This window comes from Arthrospiribacter ruber (genome assembly GCF_019343195.1).
Taxonomy (GTDB): Bacteria; Bacteroidota; Bacteroidia; order Cytophagales; family Cyclobacteriaceae; genus Arthrospiribacter; species Arthrospiribacter ruber.
Map to the genome: position 1 here is coordinate 163,224 of NZ_RPHB01000006.1, position 15,790 is coordinate 179,013.

The window sequence follows — 15,790 nt, forward strand, 5'->3', positions numbered from 1 at the left end:
ATTTATTTAGTTGCTTTCTTCTTGTTAGCAACAGTTTTTCTCTTACCTTTTCTAGTTCTTGCGTTATTTTTGGTTTTTTGACCTCTAACAGGTAGACCCTTTCTATGTCTCAAACCTCTGTAGCAACCAATATCCATCAATCTTTTGATGTTTAGCTGAATTTCAGATTTCAGAGCTCCCTCTGTTCTGAATTCCTCAGCAATGATATTTCTAATAGCGGTAGACTCTTCGTCATTCCACTCACCAGCTTTCTTATCTAAAGAAATTCCTGCTTTAGCCAGGATCGCTTTGGCTGAACTTCTACCTATTCCGAAGATATAGGTCAAGCCAATCTCACCACGCTTGTTGTCTGGTATGTCAACACCTGCAATTCTTGCCATAATGATTAACCTTGTCTTTGTTTAAACTTAGGATTCTTTTTGTTGATGACGTAAAGTTTACCTTTTCTTCTGATCACTTTACAGTCAGCACTTCTCTTCTTAATTGATGCCTTAACTTTCATGTGTCTATAATTTATATTTCGACCACCACATATAATTGTCTATGAAACCCGAAAGTCTTTCATCCGACACTTATACGACAATTTACTTGTATCTGTACACGATTCTTCCTTTGGTCAAGTCGTATGGAGAAAGCTCCAATTTGACTTTATCTCCAGGGAGAATCTTTATGTAATTCATTCTCATTTTACCAGAAATATGGGCGATCAATTGATGACCATTTTCCAGTTCCACTTTAAACATCGCATTTGACAATGCTTCCACTATTGTTCCATCTTGCTCTATAGATGTCTGCTTAGCCATATTTAGAATTTAAAATTTTCTTCTATGTACTTATGTGTAGTAAGTATTTCTGTTCTGTCTTCAAATATCGCAACTGTATGCTCATAGTGAGCAGAAGGTTTACGGTCTGCAGTCCGAATAGTCCAGCCATCTCTTTCCTGAACGATATTTCTGGATCCAAGATTAACCATTGGTTCAATCGCTATTACCAATCCATCTTTGAGAATAGGACCACTGCCTCTCTTGCCGTAGTTGGGTACTTCAGGGGATTCATGTAAATTCTTTCCCAATCCGTGTCCCACTAATTCGCGGACCACAGTATACCCTTTTGATTCTACAAACTTTTGAATGGCATTGCCAACATCTCCGATTCTGTTACCAAATACGGCCTTTTCAATACCTAAATAGAGAGATTCCTTTGTTGCTTTGAGCAAGGACAATACTTTTGGAGAAACTTCACCGACAGGGTAAGTATAAGCGCAATCGCTATGAAAACCTTGGTGAAAGACTCCACAATCTACTGAGATTATATCGCCATCTTTCAAAACATAATCACTTGGAAATCCATGTACTACTACCTCATTTACTGATATGCAGAGAGAAGCAGGAAATCCATTGTAACCTTTAAAGGAAGGCACACCATCATTATCTCTGATGTACTCCTCCGCTATTTTATCCAGAAAAGAGGTCTTTACCCCTTCTTTAACATATTTCGCAACTTCGCCGTGAGCTTTACCTAGAATCTGAGCACTTTGTTTGATTATCTCAACCTCTTCCGAAGTTTTGTAATGGATCATATTGCAGCAGCAAAGTTAGAAGGATTGTTTTTCATGTTGCCACTTTTCATCATTCCTTCATAATGTCTCATTAACAAATAACTCTCAATCTGTCTCAAAGTATCCATGATCACACCCACCATAATCAAAAGCGAGGTACCTCCATAAAACTGGGCGAATGAACCACCAACTCCAGCAATAATTGCAAAGGCTGGCAAAATCGCCACAATTGACAAAAGGATAGATCCTGGAAGCGTAATTCTAGATATAATATTATCTATAAAGTCTGCTGTTGGCGCTCCTGGTTTAATACCTGGAACGAATCCACCATTCCTTTTCAGGTCTTCTGCAATCTGCTCAGGGTTAACTGTGATAGCAGTGTAGAAGAAGGTGAACAGAATAATCATTATAGCAAATACCAAATTGTACTGCCAAGATGTAAAGTCACTAAATGTACTACCAATATAATTGGCGATATCATTATCAGCAGACCATATCTGTGCAATCAAAGCCGGCAAGAACATTAGAGATTGAGCAAAGATAATCGGCATTACCCCAGAGGCGTTAACCTTAATCGGGATATACTGTCTTTGACCTCCATATACTTTTCCACCCACAACTTGCTTTGCATACTGAACAGGCACTCTTCTCGTAGCTTCAGTCAAAGCTACCACACCTACTACTACAAAGAACAATACGGCAGCTTCTATCAGAAGCAAAAGCATACCGGAAGTTCCTTTGGATACTGCTTCTGCGATCATAGCTCCAGGAAGCGCTGAAATAATACCGATCATGATCAACATGGAGATACCGTTCCCGATTCCCTTCTCGGTGATCTTTTCCCCCAACCACATACAAAACATGGTACCGGCAGATAATAACACCAAGGAGCTGAACATAAACAGAGAGGTACTTACCATAACAGCACCTGTAGGCAAAATGGTTGCAGTAATGTAACCGATACCCTGTGCCACTGTGATGGCTATTGTAAGGACTCTAGTGATCTGATTGATTCTTTTTCTACCAGATTCACCTTCCTTTTGTAACTTCTGAAAATAAGGAACCCCAACAGTCAACAACTGCAACACAATGGAAGCAGAAATGTAGGGCATAATACCTAATCCGAAGATAGAAGCATTACTGAAGGCACCACCAAGAAATGTATCTATCAAACCGAAGATACCTTCCGGAGCATCTCCCAATTTAGAGGGATCAACACCTGGTAGTACAATAAAAGAACCTAATCTAAAGACAACCAAAAATCCGATTGTATTGATAATTCTGATTCTCAGATCTTCAATAGAAAAGATATTCTTAACTGTTGAGATAAACTTTTTCATTTAATTAAAGCTTGTTTACTGTTCCGCCAACTTTTTCAATTGCTTCTACAGCGGAAGCAGAGAAAGAATGAGCACTTACATTTATTTTGGCTGTAAGTTCGCCTCTACCCAAGACTTTTACAACATCTTTTTTAGAAACTAGTCCATGAGAGATCAAAGTTTCCAAATTGATGGTATCCAAGTTCTCGGATTTAGCTAGCTCTTCAAGGACATTCAAGTTGATAGGCTTGTACTCAACTCTGTTAAGAGATTTGAACCCAAACTTAGGAACTCTTCTCTGAAGTGGCATCTGACCACCTTCAAATCCTAGCTTTGATTTATATCCTGATCTAGACTTGGCGCCTTTATGACCTCTTGTAGAAGTACCACCTCTACCAGAACCCTGTCCACGGCCAATCCTTTTTCTCGATTTAATGGAACCTTCAGCAGGTTTCAGTGTATGTAATTTCATGATTAAGCTTCCTCCACTTTTATAAGGTGACTTACTTTTCTTATCATTCCTGCCATATGTGGGTTATTTTCCACTTCGACAGTCCTGTTTATCTTACCTAATCCAAGAGCCTTGATTGTATCTTTCTGATCTTTTGGTCTCTTGATAGTGCTTCTAACCTGAGTTACTTTCAATTTAGCCATCTTCTTAACCGTTAAATACTTTAGACATCTTAACACCTCTTTGCTGAGAAACTGTGATAGCATCTCTTAGCTGTACCAAAGCATCAATAGTAGCTTTTACCACATTGTGTGGGTTGGAAGATCCTTTGGACTTAGCCAATACGTCTGTTACGCCGGCACTTTCCAAAACAGCTCTCATCGCACCACCGGCAATTACTCCAGTACCTGCAGAAGCTGGCTTGATCAAAACAAATCCACCACCAAATTTACCAAGTTGCTCATGAGGAATAGTTCCTTTAAGTACTGGAACTCTCACAAGATTTTTCTTGGCATCTTCAATTCCTTTGGTAATGGCATCAGTTACCTCATTGGCTTTTCCAAGACCATAACCAACAACGCCATTTCCATCTCCTACTACAACAATTGCAGAGAATGAGAACCTTCTACCACCTTTCACCACTTTGGCTACTCTATTGATGGCTACTACTCTCTCTTTAAGTTCAGTATCTGTTGCCCTAATGGGTTTTCTTTTAACTTGAGACATAATATCTGATTAAAATTTAAGGCCTCCTTCTCTTGCACCTTCAGCAAGAGCTTTGACATTACCATGATATAAGTATCCACTTCTATCAAAAACGACTTCAGTGATACCATTGGCTACCGCTCTTTCAGCAAGTTTTTTACCTACTTCTTTAGAAACAGCAACTTGAATGTTTTTCCCATTTCCAAGCTCTTTGGATGAGGCATGGGCCAAGGTATGACCTTTAAGGTCATCAACCAATTGTGCATAAATCCCAGTATTGCTTTTAAATACTGATAAACGAGGTCTAGAATCAGTACCGGAAATTTTCCTTCTGATACCTTTTTTGATTCTGAGTCTTCTTAAGTTCTTATTAAAAGCCATCTTAATTATTTTTTACCGGCAGTTTTACCAGCCTTACGTCTTACATTTTCACCTACGAAGCGTACACCTTTACCTTTGTAAGGTTCTACTTTACGCAATGATTTGATTTTAGCAGCAACTTGGCCAACCAATTCCTTATCTATTCCTTCTAGCGTTACTAGAGGGTTTTTACCTTTAGGAGTTTCCGTTTTAAGTGAAACACTCTCCGGCAATGCAAAGAAAATGTTGTGAGAATAACCAAGGGATAGCTCTAATACCTGACCCTGGTTAGACGCCTTATAACCTACACCGACCAACTCAAGTTCTTTCTTGTATCCTTCAGATACCCCAATTACCATGTTGTTGATCAAAGACCTGTAAAGTCCGTGAAGGGATTTATGTCTTTTTGACTCTGTAGGTCTATCAATGACAACTTGGTTGCCTTCGACCTTAACAGTGATGTCGGGATTCACATCCCTACTTAGTGTACCCTTGGGACCTTTAACAGTCACTTCATTATGAGAAGTAACGTCTACAGTAACACCCGCGGGCAGATCTATTGGTTTTTTACCTATTCTTGACATGACGTTATATTAATATACGTAGCAAAGTACTTCTCCACCTACTCCTTCATTTCTTGCTTCTTTGTCGGTCATGATGCCTTTGGAAGTGGAAATGATGGCAATACCTAGACCGTTGATTACTCTAGGCAATTCTTCATGTTTTACATATTTTCTTAGACCTGGCTTACTAATTCTGCTCAGGCTCACGATGGCATTCTGCTTAGTGGAAGGATTGTACTTCAAAGCGATTTTGATGGTACCTTGAGGTCCATTTTCATCAAATTTGTAGTTTTGTATGTATCCTTTATCATGAAGCACCTTCGTGATCTCCTTCTTAATATTAGAAGCAGGTATCTCAACGATTCTATGAGATGCCTTGATGGCATTTCTTAATCTTGTTAGATAATCAGCTATTGGATCAGTCATAATTATATAAGTCTAACTACACGGCCCCTTTTACGGGCGTGCAAAGTTACACAATGATTTTTAGAATAAAAACTCTTGTTTATTTTTTACCAGCTAGACTTAGTGACTCCAGGGATTTTACCAGCTGATGCCATTTCTCTAAATGTCACCCTGTTGATACCAAATTTCCTCATGTATCCTTTAGGACGGCCGGTCAATTTACATCTGTTGTGCAATCTTACCGGGGAGGAGTTTCTTGGTAATTTATCCAAAGCCTCATAGTCTCCTGCAGCTTTAAGTTCAGCTCTCTTCTTAGCGTATTTAGCTACTAAGCGCTCTCTTTTTCTTTCGCGTGCTTTTAGTGACTCTCTTGCCATAATTAGTCTTGGTTATTTTTGTTAACGAAAGGCATTCCGAAAGCTTTCAAAAGTGCATAGCTTTCCTCATCTGTATTGGCTGTAGTCACAAAAGTGATGTCCATACCAGAGATTCTATTCACCTTCTCAATGCTGATTTCAGGAAAAATAATCTGCTCGGTAACACCTAGCGTATAATTTCCTCTTCCATCAAATCCTTTGTCACTGATTCCTTTAAAATCTCTAACCCTAGGAAGTGCTACGGTCATCAATCTGTCAAGAAATTCATACATCTTATCTCCTCTGAGTGTAACTTTGGCTCCAATTGGCATTCCTTCTCTCAACTTAAAGTTGGAAACAGAAGTTTTTGCAATTGTTGCCACAGCTCTTTGACCTGCGATGAGAGATAGTTCTTCTACCCCTTGGTCTACAAGTTTCTTGTCCGCTACTGCAGCTCCTATACCTTTATTGATCACGATTTTGGTCAATTTTGGTACTTGCATTACTGAGGAATATTGGAATTTCTCTTTCAATGCTGCTACAATTTCAGCATTATATCTTTCTTTTACTCTAGGTTTAGCCATTGATCACCTCCCCTGTTTTCTTAGAATACCTAACTAATTTTCCGTTCTCTCCGACTTTTCTACCTGTTTTGGTAGCTTCGCCTGTTTTTGGATCAACCAACATGAGGTTGCTTACATGGAGAGCTGCTTCTCTTTTCTCAATTCCTCCCTGAGGATTGTTGGCTGTAGGCTTCACGTGTTTGGTAACCATATTGATACCTTCCACGATTGCTCTTCTTTTCTGAAGATCTACAGATAGCACTTTACCCGATTTGCCTTTGTCATCCCCTGACAACACCTTTACGGTATCACCAGTTTTGATATGCAATTTTGGTTGCTTATTAAATTTCCTTTCCATGATTACAATACTTCTGGGGCCAAAGATACAATTTTCATAAACTGCTTTTCTCTCAACTCTCTAGCTACAGGGCCGAATATACGTGTACCTCTTGGCTCGTCATTGTTATTTAAAAGCACGGCTGCATTATCTTCAAATCTGATATATGAGCCATCTTTTCTTCTGATTTCTTTCTTCGTTCTCACGATCACCGCTTTGGAAACGGTACCTTTTTTCATGCTGGAGGAAGATAGAGCAGATTTTACGGTTACAACAACCTTATCACCTATGGATGCATACCTTTTTTTGGTACCACCCAATACGCGGATCACAAGTACTTCTTTAGCACCGGAATTGTCCGCTACGCCTAGTCTGGATTCTTGTTGTATCATAATTACTTCGCTCTTTCGATTATTTCAACCAATCTCCAACGCTTACTCTTACTCAGCGGACGAGTTTCACTAATTCTGACGATATCGCCTTCATTAGCATCATTTTTCTCATCATGAGCCATAAATTTAGTAGTCTTAGCAACGAATTTACCGTAGATGGCATGTTTTACCCTTCTTTCCACGGCAACGGTAATGGACTTATCCATTTTGTTGCTGACTACCTTTCCAATTCTTTCTTTTCGAAGATTTCTTTCAGTAGTAGCCATTCTATTATTATTTAGCTAATTTTTTTTCGGTCAAAGCTGTGTTCAATCTTGCAACTGTACGCTTCGCCTCCTTTATTTTATTCGGATTCTCAATTGGAGAAATAGCATGAGCAAATCTCAATTTTGTAAGATTCTCCTTCTCAGCGGCTAATCTCTCTACGATCTCACTTTCGGTAAGTGATCTGATTTCTGAATTTTTCATAGTTATTATTATCCAACGTAATCTCTACGTACTACGAATTTTGTACTTACTGGTAGTTTTTGTTGAGCAAGTCTCAAAGCTTCCTGCGCAACTTCCAAACTAACACCGGTTGCTTCGAAAAGAATGGTTCCTGGCTTAATTACTGCTACCCAATATTCCGGAGCACCTTTACCTTTACCCATACGTACCTCAGCAGGCTTTTTGGTTATTGGCTTGTCTGGAAAAATTCTGATCCAAACCTGACCTTCTCTTTTCATTGCTCTGGTCATCGCGATACGAGCTGCCTCGATCTGACGCGATGTAATCCATCCTGCTTCCAGGGATTTGATGCCAAAGTTGCCGAAAGAAAGCGTGTGCCCTCTTTGAGCAAGTCCTTTGACTCTACCCTTATGCATTTTTCTATATTTAGTTCTCTTTGGCTGTAACATGATTTCTCACTTAAAAGGTGAAATTAGTTATTTCTCTTTCTTCTTTTAGGCCCGCCTTCTCTTCTCTTACCTCTTGCATTGCCAGCACCTTTTGGTTCGTTGGCTGCACCGACATTCGGAGAAAGGTCTCTTTTACCGTAAACTTCACCTTTGAAAATCCACACTTTGATTCCAATGATTCCGTATACTGTATTGGCTTCAGAAATAGCATAATCGATGTCAGCTCTCAGTGTATGCAAAGGAATTCTACCTTCTTTGTACATTTCGGATCTAGCCATTTCAGCACCGCCTAATCTACCGGAAAGTTTGATTTTGATACCTTCTGCACCTACTCTCATGGAAGCTGCAATGGATTGCTTCATAGCTCTTCTGAAAGAGATACGAGCCTGTAGTTGTTGAGCTATTGATTCACCAACAAGTTTGGCATCAAGCTCGGGTCTTTTGATCTCAAAAATATTGATCTGAACGTCTTTGTTGGTCAATTTTTTGAGCTCTTCCTTCAGTTTGTCAACTTCGGCACCACCTTTACCGATAACAACACCTGGACGGGCTGTATGGATAGTAAGGGTTATTCTCTTAAGGGTTCTTTCGATGATTACCTTAGAGATACCTCCTTTAGGGATTCTGGCAAGTACGTACTTTCTGATTTGTTGATCTTCATACAATTTATCAGCGAAGTCTTTACCTCCGTACCAATTGGAGTCCCAACCTTTGATAATTCCGAGCCTAAAACCAATAGGGTTAATTTTTTGTCCCATAGTCTGATTTTAATTAGATTTTTCAGTTGTTTCTACTTCATCAGCGGTAACTTCTGTAGAGTTGAATGAATCAACAATAAGGGTTACATGATTTGATCTTTTACGAATTCTATGAGCTCTACCCTGAGGAGCAGGTCTTAGTCTTTTCAGCATGCGTCCACCGTCTACGAAGATGGTTTTCACATAAAGATCTGCTTCTTCCAATTTTTCGTCAGGGTTTTTAGCCTGCCAGTTGGCCACTGCAGAAAGTAAAAGTTTCTCCAATTTGATTGCTCCGTGATTGGGGGTAAACTTCAATATACTCAATGCATGTCCTACTCTTTTACCTCTTACAAGGTCAGCTACCAATCGCATTTTGCGAGTAGAAGTAGGAACGTTGTTTAATCTTGCTACTGCTTCCATGATTATCTCTTTCCTTTATCTTTTTTGGCGATGTGACCTCTAAAGTTTCTAGTAGGTGCAAACTCTCCTAATTTATGGCCTACCATGTTGTCTGTTACAAATACTGGAATAAACTTATTCCCATTATGCACAGCAAAGGTATGCCCTACGAAATCCGGGGATATCATAGATCTCCTTGACCAGGTTTTGATCACGGATTTCTTTCCGGATTCGTTCATTACATCTACTTTTTTCGCCAAGTGATGTTCTATATAAGGACCTTTTCTTAATGAACGTGCCATAATTATTTGGTTCTTTTACTGATGATGAATTTGTTAGAATACTTTTTACGAGATCTGGTCTTCTTGCCTTTTGCCAACAAGCCTTTTCTTGATCTCGGATGACCTCCTGAAGAGCGGCCTTCACCACCACCCATCGGGTGATCTACTGGGTTCATGGCTACACCTCTTGTTCTTGGTCTTCTTCCTAACCAACGATTTCTACCAGCTTTACCCAAAACGACGTTCATGTGGTCTCCGTTGGATACTGTACCTACAGTGGCCATACAAGTTCCAAGAACTAGTCTCATTTCACCTGAAGGGAGTTTGATTGTTACATACTTCCCATCTCTGGCTACTACCTGAGCATAACCTCCTGCACTTCTTGCTAATACACCACCTTTACCTGGCTTCAACTCGATGTTGTGTACAATTGTACCCAAAGGCACATTTGCAAGATTCATCGCGTTACCAACTTCCGGAGCTACGCTCTCGCCAGCTACGATTTCCTGACCTACTGTCAAGCCTTCAGGTGCAATAATATATGCTTTTGCTCCATCTTTATAATAGAGCAAGGCAATCCTTGCTGTCCTGTTTGGATCGTACTCTATGGCTTTTACTACAGCTGGTACACCGAACTTATCTCTTTTGAAGTCGATGATTCTATATCTCTGCTTATGACCTCCACCAATATATCTGGAAGTCATTTTACCTGAATTATTTCTACCGCCTGATTTGCTCTTAGGAGCCAACAAAGACTTCTCTGGCTTTGACTTGGTAATCTCGTCAAAGGCAGGAGCTACTCTGAATCTGGTTCCCGGGGTTACAGGCTTTAATTTTTTAACTGCCATGATTTTGATTCAATTAAATTTCTCCGTAAAAATCAATAATATCTCCTTCAGCCACCTGAACGATAGCCTTTTTGAAGGCATTGCTGAAACCGGATACAATTTTTGTCTTTGTATATCTTGTCTTTGGCTTGCCTGCATACCTCATAGTACGAACTTCAACAACCTTGACGTCATACATTTTCTCAACGGCTCTTTTGATTTCTGGCTTAGATGCTTTTTTCTCAACAATGAATCCGTAAACTCCTTGTTCGTTCATCGCAGAAATCTTTTCCGTAATCAAAGGTTTTTTTAGTATCTCCATTTTCTTACTGCAATAAAAGGGTTTCCAACTTACTTACTGAACCTTCGCACAAAACCAAGTTATCTGCATGTAGCAAATCATAGGTGTTGATGCTATCAACAGTAATCACCTTTGCTTTAGGAAGATTTCTGCTGGACAAATAAACCTGCTTATTATTTTCTGGAAGAACCAAAAGCGTCTTTTTATCTGATAAAGAAAGTCCGTTCAAAAACGAAATATAGTTTTTGGTCTTGATGCTGTCAAAAGACACATTTTCCAAAACTGTAAGTCCGTTTTCTTTCACTTTATATGTCAAAGCTGACTTTCTTGCCAATTGCTTAAGCTTTTTGTTTAGCTTGAAAGAATAGTTTCTTGGACGTGGTCCAAATACTCTACCTCCTCCTTTAAACAAAGGAGATTTGATAGAACCAGCTCTTGCTCCACCAGTTCCTTTTTGCTTTTTGATCTTTTTGGTAGATCCAGCAATTTCATTTCTTTCTTTGGCTTTATGAGTACCTTGTCTTTGGTTGGCCAAATACTGCTTTACATCCAGATAGATCGCATGATCATTAGGCTCAATGGCGAAAATGTCATCAGAAAGGGTAACCTTCCTACCTGTGTCTTCTCCGTTTTGTTTTAATATTGCTAATTCCATATGCTTACTTCTCTAGAATTACGAAAGAATTTTTTGGACCAGGAACCGAGCCACTCACCAAAAGCAAGTTCTTTTCCGGATAGATTTTGAGGACTCGCAGGTTGATCACTTTCACCCTGTCGCCACCAGTTCTTCCGGCCATTCTCATTCCTTTAAATACTCTTGAAGGCCAAGAACATGCACCGATGGAACCTGGGTGTCTCTGTCTGTTGTGCTGACCGTGAGTCTGACCACCTACACCACCAAAACCATGTCTTTTTACTACACCTTGAAAACCTTTACCTTTTGAAGTACCGATCGCATCGATGAAGTCTCCTTCTACGAATACTTGACCAGCTTCAACAGTTTTTCCAAGATCAACCTGACCTTCGAATTCGACCCTAAAGTCTCTGAATTCCACAACTTTCTGCTTTGGAGTGGTCCCGGCCTTTTTGAAATGACCGATAAGCGGCTTAGGAGTGTTTTTCTCCTTACGCTCACCATATCCCAATTGAACAGCGTTGTACCCGTCTGTTTCCACATTTTTTACTTGCGTCACTACGCAAGGACCAGCTTCTATTAGCGTGCATGCGACATTTCGTCCATCGGCACTGAAAATGCTAGTCATTCCTACTTTTTTTCCTATTATTCCAGACATCTTCTGTTGTATAATAAACTTGAAACCCAAGTGCTTACACACATGGGCCCTTTTTAAGGACTGCAAAGTTAGAAATTAATATTCACCTTACAAACCCCAACTATAATATTTTCAAATATTTACGAAAATTAATTTGGATTTTGAAAGGAGAACCAAACCTACTAGCAGTCTGACTATAGTTATTACTGGGAATACAAAAGAAAAACCCATCCGCCAAGGCGGACAGGTTTCTCTTATTTGAGTCTTTAATTTACTGTCAGACTTTGATTTCAACATCAACTCCACTTGGAAGCTCGATTTTCATCAAAGCATCGACAGTTTTTGAACTGTTGCTGTAAATGTCTACCAATCTTTTGTAAGTACAAAGTTGATATTGATCTCTAGCTTTCTTGTTGACGTGCGGAGACTTCAATACGGTAAATTTTTCCTTTTTAGTTGGCAAAGGAATTGGCCCTACCACAATAGCACCGGTAGATTTCACCGCTTTAACGATCTTTTCTGATGACTTATCCACCAATGTGTGATCGTATGACTTTAATTTTATTCTGATTTTCTGATTCATTTTCTTCTAAGATTTAGGCTTTCTCACCTTTAACTTTAGCAATTACAGTTTCAGCAATATTTGAAGGAACAGCCTCGTAATGGGAGAACGTCAAAGATGCTGTAGCTCTACCTGAGGATATGGTTCTCAGATCTGTCACGTAACCAAACAATTCTGACAATGGTACAGAAGCTTTGATTACAGAAGAAGTACCTTTTGTATCCATACCTTTCATCAAACCTCTTCTTCTGTTGAGGTCACCTGTGATAGGACCTGTATATTCATCTGGGGTAACCACATCAACCGCCATGATTGGCTCAAGCAATTGCGGCTTACATTTTTTGGCTGCCTCTTTGAAACCGATCCTTGCTGCAAGTTCGAATGACAAAGCATCTGAATCGACATCGTGGAAAGATCCGTGGAATAGCCTTACTTTCATCGCCTCGATAGGATATCCAGCAAGAGGACCGTTTTTCATAGCCTCGTTGAATCCTTTTTGGATAGCAGGGATAAATTCCTTAGGAATCACACCACCTACAATACCATTAACGAAATCCAATCCTGGCTTAATCTCTCCGGATTCAGGATCTGGATCTTTTGGTCCAAGCTCGAATACGATGTCGGCAAATTTACCTTTACCACCAGTCTGCTTCTTGTAGACTTCTTTGTGTTCAACAGATCCAAACAATGCTTCTTTGTAAGCAACTTGAGGAGCACCTTGGTTGATTTCAACTTTGAACTCTCTCTTCAACCTGTCGATGATAATGTCCAAGTGAAGTTCACCCATACCTCTTAGGATGGTCTGACCGGTTTCATGATCAGTATTAACCTGAAGTGTAGGATCCTCTTCTACCAATTTGGCAATGGCCATACCCAACTTGTCAACGTCAGCCTGAGTTTTAGGCTCAATAGCATAACCGATAACAGGCTCTGGGAAAATCATGGACTCCAACACCACTTTACGGCTTTCGTCGCATAGGGTATCACCAGTCTTAATATCTTTAAATCCTACTACCGCACCGATATCACCGGCCTGAAGTCTTGGGATTTGATTTTGTTTGTTGGCATGCATCTGGAAAACCCTGGAGATACGCTCCTTATTTCCTGATCGGCTATTGAACACATAAGAACCTGACTCAAGAACTCCTGAGTACGCTCTTACGAAACAAAGACGTCCTACAAATGGGTCCGTTGCGATTTTGAAGGCAAGACCAGTAAATGGCTCACTTTCGCTTGGGGAGATCCTTACGTCTCTTTCCTCGCTATCCAATGCATGAGCAAAAATATCGTCTTTATCCAATGGAGAAGGCAACAATTCCATAACAAGGTCAAGCATTGTCTGCACACCTTTGTTTTTGAATGAAGAACCACATACCATTGGTACGATTTTCATGTCTATTGTAGCAGCTCTAAGAGCCTTCAAAATTTCAGCTTCAGTGATTGAATCCGGATCATCGAAGAATTTCTCCATCAATGACTCATCATAATCAGCTACAGCTTCCAATAGATGCTCTCTGTATTCTGCAACTTCTTCCTGCATATCTTCAGGAATAGGAACTTCTTCGAAAGTCATCCCCATATCTTCTTCGTTCCAAACGATAGCTCTGTTGTTGATCAAATCAACTACACCACGGAATTTATCCTCAGCACCGATTGGAAGCTGCAAAGGAACTGCATAGCTCCCTAGCATTTCTTTCACTTGCTTACACACTTCAAGGAAGTTGGCTCCGGCACGGTCCATCTTATTTACGAAACCGATACGGGCCACTTTATAATTATCTGCCAATCTCCAGTTGGTCTCTGACTGAGGTTCTACTCCGTCAACAGCACTGAAAAGGAAGACTAGACCATCCAATACCCTCAAGGACCTGTTTACTTCTACTGTGAAGTCAACGTGACCTGGAGTATCAATGATATTTATTTGATATTTCTGATCTCTGTAATTCCAGAATACAGTAGTAGCAGCAGAAGTAATGGTAATACCTCTTTCCTGCTCTTGGGCCATCCAGTCCATAGTAGCAGCTCCATCATGAACTTCACCTATTTTGTGGCTGACACCTGAATAAAAAAGTATTCTTTCTGTAGTAGTCGTTTTACCGGCATCAATGTGTGCTGCAATCCCGATATTCCTGGTAAATCTTAAATCTCTTGCCATTATAAATTAAAATCTAAAGTGAGAGAATGCTTTATTTGCTTCTGCCATTCTATGCGTATCATCTTTCTTCTTCACAGCTGCACCTTCTCCTTTGGAAGCGGAGATGATTTCACCTGCAAGTCTGTCCATCATAGTTTTCTCACCTCTTCTTCTGGCATAAGTGATCATCCACTTGATCCCCAGTGACGTTTTTCTTTCAGGTCTAACTTCCATTGGAACCTGGAATGTAGCACCACCAACCCTACGACTCTTCACTTCTACAGCGGGAGTAATATTGTTAAGCGCTTTTTTCCAAACCTCAAGACCGTTCTCACCTACTTTTTCTTCAACCTTCTCGATCGCATCGTAGAAGATTTTGTAAGCAATACTCTTCTTACCATCCACCATTAGGCAGTTAACGAACTTCGTTACCAAAGTGTCGTTGAACTTTGGGTCAGGAAGAATATATCTCTTCTTTGGTTTCGCTTTTCTCATTTCTTTGTAATGTTTTTAATCAATTATTTTTTTGCTGGAGCGGCCTTAGGACGCTTAGCACCGTACTTAGAGCGACCTTGCTTACGGTCTTTAACTCCTGCAGTATCAAGTGCACCTCTGATAATGTGGTAACGCACACCTGGAAGATCCTTCACACGACCACCTCTGATCAAGACGATTGAGTGCTCTTGTAGATTGTGACCTTCTCCTGGAATGTAGGCATTGACCTCCTTACCATTTGTCAACCTTACCCTAGCTACTTTTCTCATAGCGGAGTTAGGCTTCTTTGGAGTGGTAGTGTACACCCTGGTACATACACCTCTTCTTTGAGGACAAGCATCCAAAGCCCTAGACTTTGACTTGGTCTCAAGAGTGGTTCTACCTTTTCTTACTAACTGTTGTATAGTAGGCATTTAATAGATAAAATTAATTTGACTTCCTTAAACTTGTGAATTTTGGACTGCAAAGGTAGGAAAACCGATAAAACAAACAAAATTAAGCTGTTATATTTTAATTAAGCCTCTCCAAAAGTCCCCCCGAAATTCATCGGAAAACTGGGGCCCTCTGATCCGCTTTCGATTTTTCCAAATGCAGCTTCATATTTACTTATGTTATCTTTCAGTGCCGCCAGTAGCCTTTTAGCATGATCCGGGGTCATAATTATCCTGGATTTGACCTTGGCCTTGGGCACTCCTGGCATCAATCTGATAAAGTCCACGACAAATTCTGAATTGGAATGGGCTATCATAGCCAAGTTGGAGTAAACTCCTTCGGCAACTTCCTCTGACAACTCTACATTGATTTGTTGATCCTGTGCAGGTTTATTTCCTTTTCCGTCTTCCATATTGATTGGGATTAGATAAAAAAAGGCCTGC

30 protein-coding genes are annotated in these 15,790 nt (G+C 40.1%); all 30 read right to left on the reverse strand.

The window, feature by feature from the left end:
• Positions 1 to 2: 2 nt before the first annotated feature.
• Positions 3 to 380 (reverse strand): 30S ribosomal protein S13, encoded by a 378-nt coding sequence (gene rpsM / locus EGN73_RS13525; protein ID WP_219290763.1) that lies wholly within the window; start codon positions 378 to 380, stop codon positions 3 to 5.
• Positions 381 to 385: 5 nt separating this feature from the next.
• Positions 386 to 502 (reverse strand): type B 50S ribosomal protein L36, encoded by a 117-nt coding sequence (ykgO, locus tag EGN73_RS13530; protein WP_009053196.1) that lies wholly within the window; start codon positions 500 to 502, stop codon positions 386 to 388.
• Positions 503 to 584: 82 nt separating this feature from the next.
• Positions 585 to 803 carry a translation initiation factor IF-1 gene (gene infA, locus EGN73_RS13535; protein WP_219290765.1) on the reverse strand — a complete coding sequence of 73 codons (219 nt, stop codon included), beginning with the start codon at positions 801 to 803 and terminating at the stop codon, positions 585 to 587.
• 2 nt (positions 804 to 805) lie between these two features.
• Positions 806 to 1,579, reverse strand: coding sequence for a type I methionyl aminopeptidase (gene map, locus EGN73_RS13540; protein ID WP_219290768.1), 774 nt, complete (start codon positions 1,577 to 1,579; stop codon positions 806 to 808).
• The gene (gene secY / locus EGN73_RS13545) at positions 1,576 to 2,898 is read right to left on the reverse strand and encodes a preprotein translocase subunit SecY (protein ID WP_219290771.1); all 1,323 of its coding nucleotides are present in this window, start codon (positions 2,896 to 2,898) and stop codon (positions 1,576 to 1,578) included. The genes map and secY overlap by 4 nt, the downstream gene beginning before the upstream one ends.
• Positions 2,899 to 2,902: 4 nt before the next feature.
• The gene (gene rplO / locus EGN73_RS13550) at positions 2,903 to 3,349 is read right to left on the reverse strand and encodes a 50S ribosomal protein L15 (RefSeq protein WP_219290774.1); all 447 of its coding nucleotides are present in this window, start codon (positions 3,347 to 3,349) and stop codon (positions 2,903 to 2,905) included.
• A gap of 2 nt (positions 3,350 to 3,351) precedes the next feature.
• Entirely contained in the window at positions 3,352 to 3,531 is a 180-nt protein-coding gene (gene rpmD, locus EGN73_RS13555) for a 50S ribosomal protein L30 (protein WP_219290777.1), read from the reverse strand.
• A 4-nt stretch (positions 3,532 to 3,535) separates the two neighbouring features.
• On the reverse strand, positions 3,536 to 4,054 hold the full coding sequence (gene rpsE, locus EGN73_RS13560; RefSeq protein WP_219290779.1) for a 30S ribosomal protein S5: 519 nt from the start codon (positions 4,052 to 4,054) through the stop codon (positions 3,536 to 3,538).
• A gap of 9 nt (positions 4,055 to 4,063) precedes the next feature.
• The gene (rplR, locus tag EGN73_RS13565) at positions 4,064 to 4,414 is read right to left on the reverse strand and encodes a 50S ribosomal protein L18 (protein ID WP_219290782.1); all 351 of its coding nucleotides are present in this window, start codon (positions 4,412 to 4,414) and stop codon (positions 4,064 to 4,066) included.
• Between the two features lie 5 nt (positions 4,415 to 4,419).
• A complete protein-coding gene (gene rplF / locus EGN73_RS13570) occupies positions 4,420 to 4,977 on the reverse strand; it encodes a 50S ribosomal protein L6 (protein ID WP_219290785.1) in 558 nt (185 codons plus the stop codon).
• Between the two features lie 9 nt (positions 4,978 to 4,986).
• Positions 4,987 to 5,382: a 30S ribosomal protein S8 gene (rpsH, locus tag EGN73_RS13575; RefSeq protein ID WP_219290788.1), complete on the reverse strand. Its 396-nt coding sequence runs from the start codon at positions 5,380 to 5,382 to the stop codon at positions 4,987 to 4,989.
• A gap of 86 nt (positions 5,383 to 5,468) precedes the next feature.
• Entirely contained in the window at positions 5,469 to 5,738 is a 270-nt protein-coding gene (gene rpsN, locus EGN73_RS13580; protein ID WP_014772305.1) for a 30S ribosomal protein S14, read from the reverse strand.
• 2 nt (positions 5,739 to 5,740) lie between these two features.
• Positions 5,741 to 6,301, reverse strand: a complete 561-nt coding sequence (gene rplE / locus EGN73_RS13585) for a 50S ribosomal protein L5 (RefSeq protein WP_219290791.1) — start codon at positions 6,299 to 6,301, stop codon at positions 5,741 to 5,743.
• A complete protein-coding gene (gene rplX, locus EGN73_RS13590; protein ID WP_219290793.1) occupies positions 6,294 to 6,638 on the reverse strand; it encodes a 50S ribosomal protein L24 in 345 nt (114 codons plus the stop codon). The genes rplE and rplX overlap by 8 nt, the downstream gene beginning before the upstream one ends.
• A 2-nt stretch (positions 6,639 to 6,640) precedes the next feature.
• Positions 6,641 to 7,009, reverse strand: a complete 369-nt coding sequence (gene rplN / locus EGN73_RS13595; RefSeq protein WP_219290795.1) for a 50S ribosomal protein L14 — start codon at positions 7,007 to 7,009, stop codon at positions 6,641 to 6,643.
• A gap of 2 nt (positions 7,010 to 7,011) precedes the next feature.
• Positions 7,012 to 7,275: a 30S ribosomal protein S17 gene (gene rpsQ / locus EGN73_RS13600; protein ID WP_219290798.1), complete on the reverse strand. Its 264-nt coding sequence runs from the start codon at positions 7,273 to 7,275 to the stop codon at positions 7,012 to 7,014.
• 7 nt (positions 7,276 to 7,282) lie between these two features.
• The gene (rpmC, locus tag EGN73_RS13605; protein ID WP_219290801.1) at positions 7,283 to 7,477 is read right to left on the reverse strand and encodes a 50S ribosomal protein L29; all 195 of its coding nucleotides are present in this window, start codon (positions 7,475 to 7,477) and stop codon (positions 7,283 to 7,285) included.
• 8 nt (positions 7,478 to 7,485) lie between these two features.
• The gene (rplP, locus tag EGN73_RS13610) at positions 7,486 to 7,905 is read right to left on the reverse strand and encodes a 50S ribosomal protein L16 (protein WP_009034210.1); all 420 of its coding nucleotides are present in this window, start codon (positions 7,903 to 7,905) and stop codon (positions 7,486 to 7,488) included.
• Between the two features lie 23 nt (positions 7,906 to 7,928).
• Entirely contained in the window at positions 7,929 to 8,663 is a 735-nt protein-coding gene (rpsC, locus tag EGN73_RS13615; protein WP_219290804.1) for a 30S ribosomal protein S3, read from the reverse strand.
• Between the two features lie 9 nt (positions 8,664 to 8,672).
• Positions 8,673 to 9,065: a 50S ribosomal protein L22 gene (gene rplV / locus EGN73_RS13620; RefSeq protein ID WP_219290807.1), complete on the reverse strand. Its 393-nt coding sequence runs from the start codon at positions 9,063 to 9,065 to the stop codon at positions 8,673 to 8,675.
• Between the two features lie 2 nt (positions 9,066 to 9,067).
• Positions 9,068 to 9,346, reverse strand: a complete 279-nt coding sequence (gene rpsS / locus EGN73_RS13625) for a 30S ribosomal protein S19 (protein ID WP_219290810.1) — start codon at positions 9,344 to 9,346, stop codon at positions 9,068 to 9,070.
• A gap of 2 nt (positions 9,347 to 9,348) precedes the next feature.
• Positions 9,349 to 10,173: a 50S ribosomal protein L2 gene (rplB, locus tag EGN73_RS13630; protein ID WP_219290813.1), complete on the reverse strand. Its 825-nt coding sequence runs from the start codon at positions 10,171 to 10,173 to the stop codon at positions 9,349 to 9,351.
• A 13-nt stretch (positions 10,174 to 10,186) separates the two neighbouring features.
• Complete coding sequence (rplW, locus tag EGN73_RS13635; RefSeq protein ID WP_219290817.1) at positions 10,187 to 10,474, reverse strand: 50S ribosomal protein L23; 288 nt, start codon at positions 10,472 to 10,474, stop codon at positions 10,187 to 10,189.
• A 4-nt stretch (positions 10,475 to 10,478) separates the two neighbouring features.
• Positions 10,479 to 11,108: a 50S ribosomal protein L4 gene (gene rplD, locus EGN73_RS13640; RefSeq protein WP_219290820.1), complete on the reverse strand. Its 630-nt coding sequence runs from the start codon at positions 11,106 to 11,108 to the stop codon at positions 10,479 to 10,481.
• A 4-nt stretch (positions 11,109 to 11,112) separates the two neighbouring features.
• Complete coding sequence (gene rplC, locus EGN73_RS13645; protein WP_219290823.1) at positions 11,113 to 11,745, reverse strand: 50S ribosomal protein L3; 633 nt, start codon at positions 11,743 to 11,745, stop codon at positions 11,113 to 11,115.
• Positions 11,746 to 12,001: 256 nt separating this feature from the next.
• Positions 12,002 to 12,307: a 30S ribosomal protein S10 gene (gene rpsJ / locus EGN73_RS13650; protein WP_106134403.1), complete on the reverse strand. Its 306-nt coding sequence runs from the start codon at positions 12,305 to 12,307 to the stop codon at positions 12,002 to 12,004.
• A 13-nt stretch (positions 12,308 to 12,320) separates the two neighbouring features.
• A complete protein-coding gene (gene fusA / locus EGN73_RS13655) occupies positions 12,321 to 14,441 on the reverse strand; it encodes an elongation factor G (protein ID WP_219290826.1) in 2,121 nt (706 codons plus the stop codon).
• 6 nt (positions 14,442 to 14,447) lie between these two features.
• A complete protein-coding gene (rpsG, locus tag EGN73_RS13660; RefSeq protein WP_219290829.1) occupies positions 14,448 to 14,915 on the reverse strand; it encodes a 30S ribosomal protein S7 in 468 nt (155 codons plus the stop codon).
• A 23-nt stretch (positions 14,916 to 14,938) separates the two neighbouring features.
• Positions 14,939 to 15,328, reverse strand: a complete 390-nt coding sequence (gene rpsL / locus EGN73_RS13665) for a 30S ribosomal protein S12 (protein WP_009183384.1) — start codon at positions 15,326 to 15,328, stop codon at positions 14,939 to 14,941.
• Positions 15,329 to 15,429: 101 nt separating this feature from the next.
• Complete coding sequence (locus EGN73_RS13670; protein ID WP_219290831.1) at positions 15,430 to 15,759, reverse strand: DUF3467 domain-containing protein; 330 nt, start codon at positions 15,757 to 15,759, stop codon at positions 15,430 to 15,432.
• Between the last annotated feature and the right edge of the window lie 31 nt (positions 15,760 to 15,790).

What these genes read in the sequence shown, in the direction of transcription:
- rpsM (WP_219290763.1), bottom strand. Translation starts at nt 380, where the DNA reads ATGGCAAGAATTGCAGGTGTTGACATACCAGACAACAAGCGTGGTGAG.
- rpsG (WP_219290829.1), bottom strand. Translation starts at nt 14,915, where the DNA reads ATGAGAAAAGCGAAACCAAAGAAGAGATATATTCTTCCTGACCCAAAG.
- fusA (WP_219290826.1), bottom strand. Translation starts at nt 14,441, where the DNA reads ATGGCAAGAGATTTAAGATTTACCAGGAATATCGGGATTGCAGCACAC.
- rpsS (WP_219290810.1), bottom strand. Translation starts at nt 9,346, where the DNA reads ATGGCACGTTCATTAAGAAAAGGTCCTTATATAGAACATCACTTGGCG.
- rplN (WP_219290795.1), bottom strand. Translation starts at nt 7,009, where the DNA reads ATGATACAACAAGAATCCAGACTAGGCGTAGCGGACAATTCCGGTGCT.
- rplB (WP_219290813.1), bottom strand. Translation starts at nt 10,173, where the DNA reads ATGGCAGTTAAAAAATTAAAGCCTGTAACCCCGGGAACCAGATTCAGA.
- rplP (WP_009034210.1), bottom strand. Translation starts at nt 7,905, where the DNA reads ATGTTACAGCCAAAGAGAACTAAATATAGAAAAATGCATAAGGGTAGA.
- rplE (WP_219290791.1), bottom strand. Translation starts at nt 6,301, where the DNA reads ATGGCTAAACCTAGAGTAAAAGAAAGATATAATGCTGAAATTGTAGCA.
- rplF (WP_219290785.1), bottom strand. Translation starts at nt 4,977, where the DNA reads ATGTCAAGAATAGGTAAAAAACCAATAGATCTGCCCGCGGGTGTTACT.
- ykgO (WP_009053196.1), bottom strand. Translation starts at nt 502, where the DNA reads ATGAAAGTTAAGGCATCAATTAAGAAGAGAAGTGCTGACTGTAAAGTG.
- rplX (WP_219290793.1), bottom strand. Translation starts at nt 6,638, where the DNA reads ATGGAAAGGAAATTTAATAAGCAACCAAAATTGCATATCAAAACTGGT.
- rpsH (WP_219290788.1), bottom strand. Translation starts at nt 5,382, where the DNA reads ATGACTGATCCAATAGCTGATTATCTAACAAGATTAAGAAATGCCATC.
- rpsN (WP_014772305.1), bottom strand. Translation starts at nt 5,738, where the DNA reads ATGGCAAGAGAGTCACTAAAAGCACGCGAAAGAAAAAGAGAGCGCTTA.
- rplC (WP_219290823.1), bottom strand. Translation starts at nt 11,745, where the DNA reads ATGTCTGGAATAATAGGAAAAAAAGTAGGAATGACTAGCATTTTCAGT.
- rpsJ (WP_106134403.1), bottom strand. Translation starts at nt 12,307, where the DNA reads ATGAATCAGAAAATCAGAATAAAATTAAAGTCATACGATCACACATTG.
- rplV (WP_219290807.1), bottom strand. Translation starts at nt 9,065, where the DNA reads ATGGAAGCAGTAGCAAGATTAAACAACGTTCCTACTTCTACTCGCAAA.
- EGN73_RS13670 (WP_219290831.1), bottom strand. Translation starts at nt 15,759, where the DNA reads ATGGAAGACGGAAAAGGAAATAAACCTGCACAGGATCAACAAATCAAT.
- rplO (WP_219290774.1), bottom strand. Translation starts at nt 3,349, where the DNA reads ATGAAATTACATACACTGAAACCTGCTGAAGGTTCCATTAAATCGAGA.
- secY (WP_219290771.1), bottom strand. Translation starts at nt 2,898, where the DNA reads ATGAAAAAGTTTATCTCAACAGTTAAGAATATCTTTTCTATTGAAGAT.
- rplR (WP_219290782.1), bottom strand. Translation starts at nt 4,414, where the DNA reads ATGGCTTTTAATAAGAACTTAAGAAGACTCAGAATCAAAAAAGGTATC.
- rpsE (WP_219290779.1), bottom strand. Translation starts at nt 4,054, where the DNA reads ATGTCTCAAGTTAAAAGAAAACCCATTAGGGCAACAGATACTGAACTT.
- rplD (WP_219290820.1), bottom strand. Translation starts at nt 11,108, where the DNA reads ATGGAATTAGCAATATTAAAACAAAACGGAGAAGACACAGGTAGGAAG.
- rpmC (WP_219290801.1), bottom strand. Translation starts at nt 7,477, where the DNA reads ATGAAAAATTCAGAAATCAGATCACTTACCGAAAGTGAGATCGTAGAG.
- rpmD (WP_219290777.1), bottom strand. Translation starts at nt 3,531, where the DNA reads ATGGCTAAATTGAAAGTAACTCAGGTTAGAAGCACTATCAAGAGACCA.
- rpsC (WP_219290804.1), bottom strand. Translation starts at nt 8,663, where the DNA reads ATGGGACAAAAAATTAACCCTATTGGTTTTAGGCTCGGAATTATCAAA.
- infA (WP_219290765.1), bottom strand. Translation starts at nt 803, where the DNA reads ATGGCTAAGCAGACATCTATAGAGCAAGATGGAACAATAGTGGAAGCA.
- rplW (WP_219290817.1), bottom strand. Translation starts at nt 10,474, where the DNA reads ATGGAGATACTAAAAAAACCTTTGATTACGGAAAAGATTTCTGCGATG.
- rpsL (WP_009183384.1), bottom strand. Translation starts at nt 15,328, where the DNA reads ATGCCTACTATACAACAGTTAGTAAGAAAAGGTAGAACCACTCTTGAG.
- rpsQ (WP_219290798.1), bottom strand. Translation starts at nt 7,275, where the DNA reads ATGGCTACTACTGAAAGAAATCTTCGAAAAGAAAGAATTGGAAAGGTA.
- map (WP_219290768.1), bottom strand. Translation starts at nt 1,579, where the DNA reads ATGATCCATTACAAAACTTCGGAAGAGGTTGAGATAATCAAACAAAGT.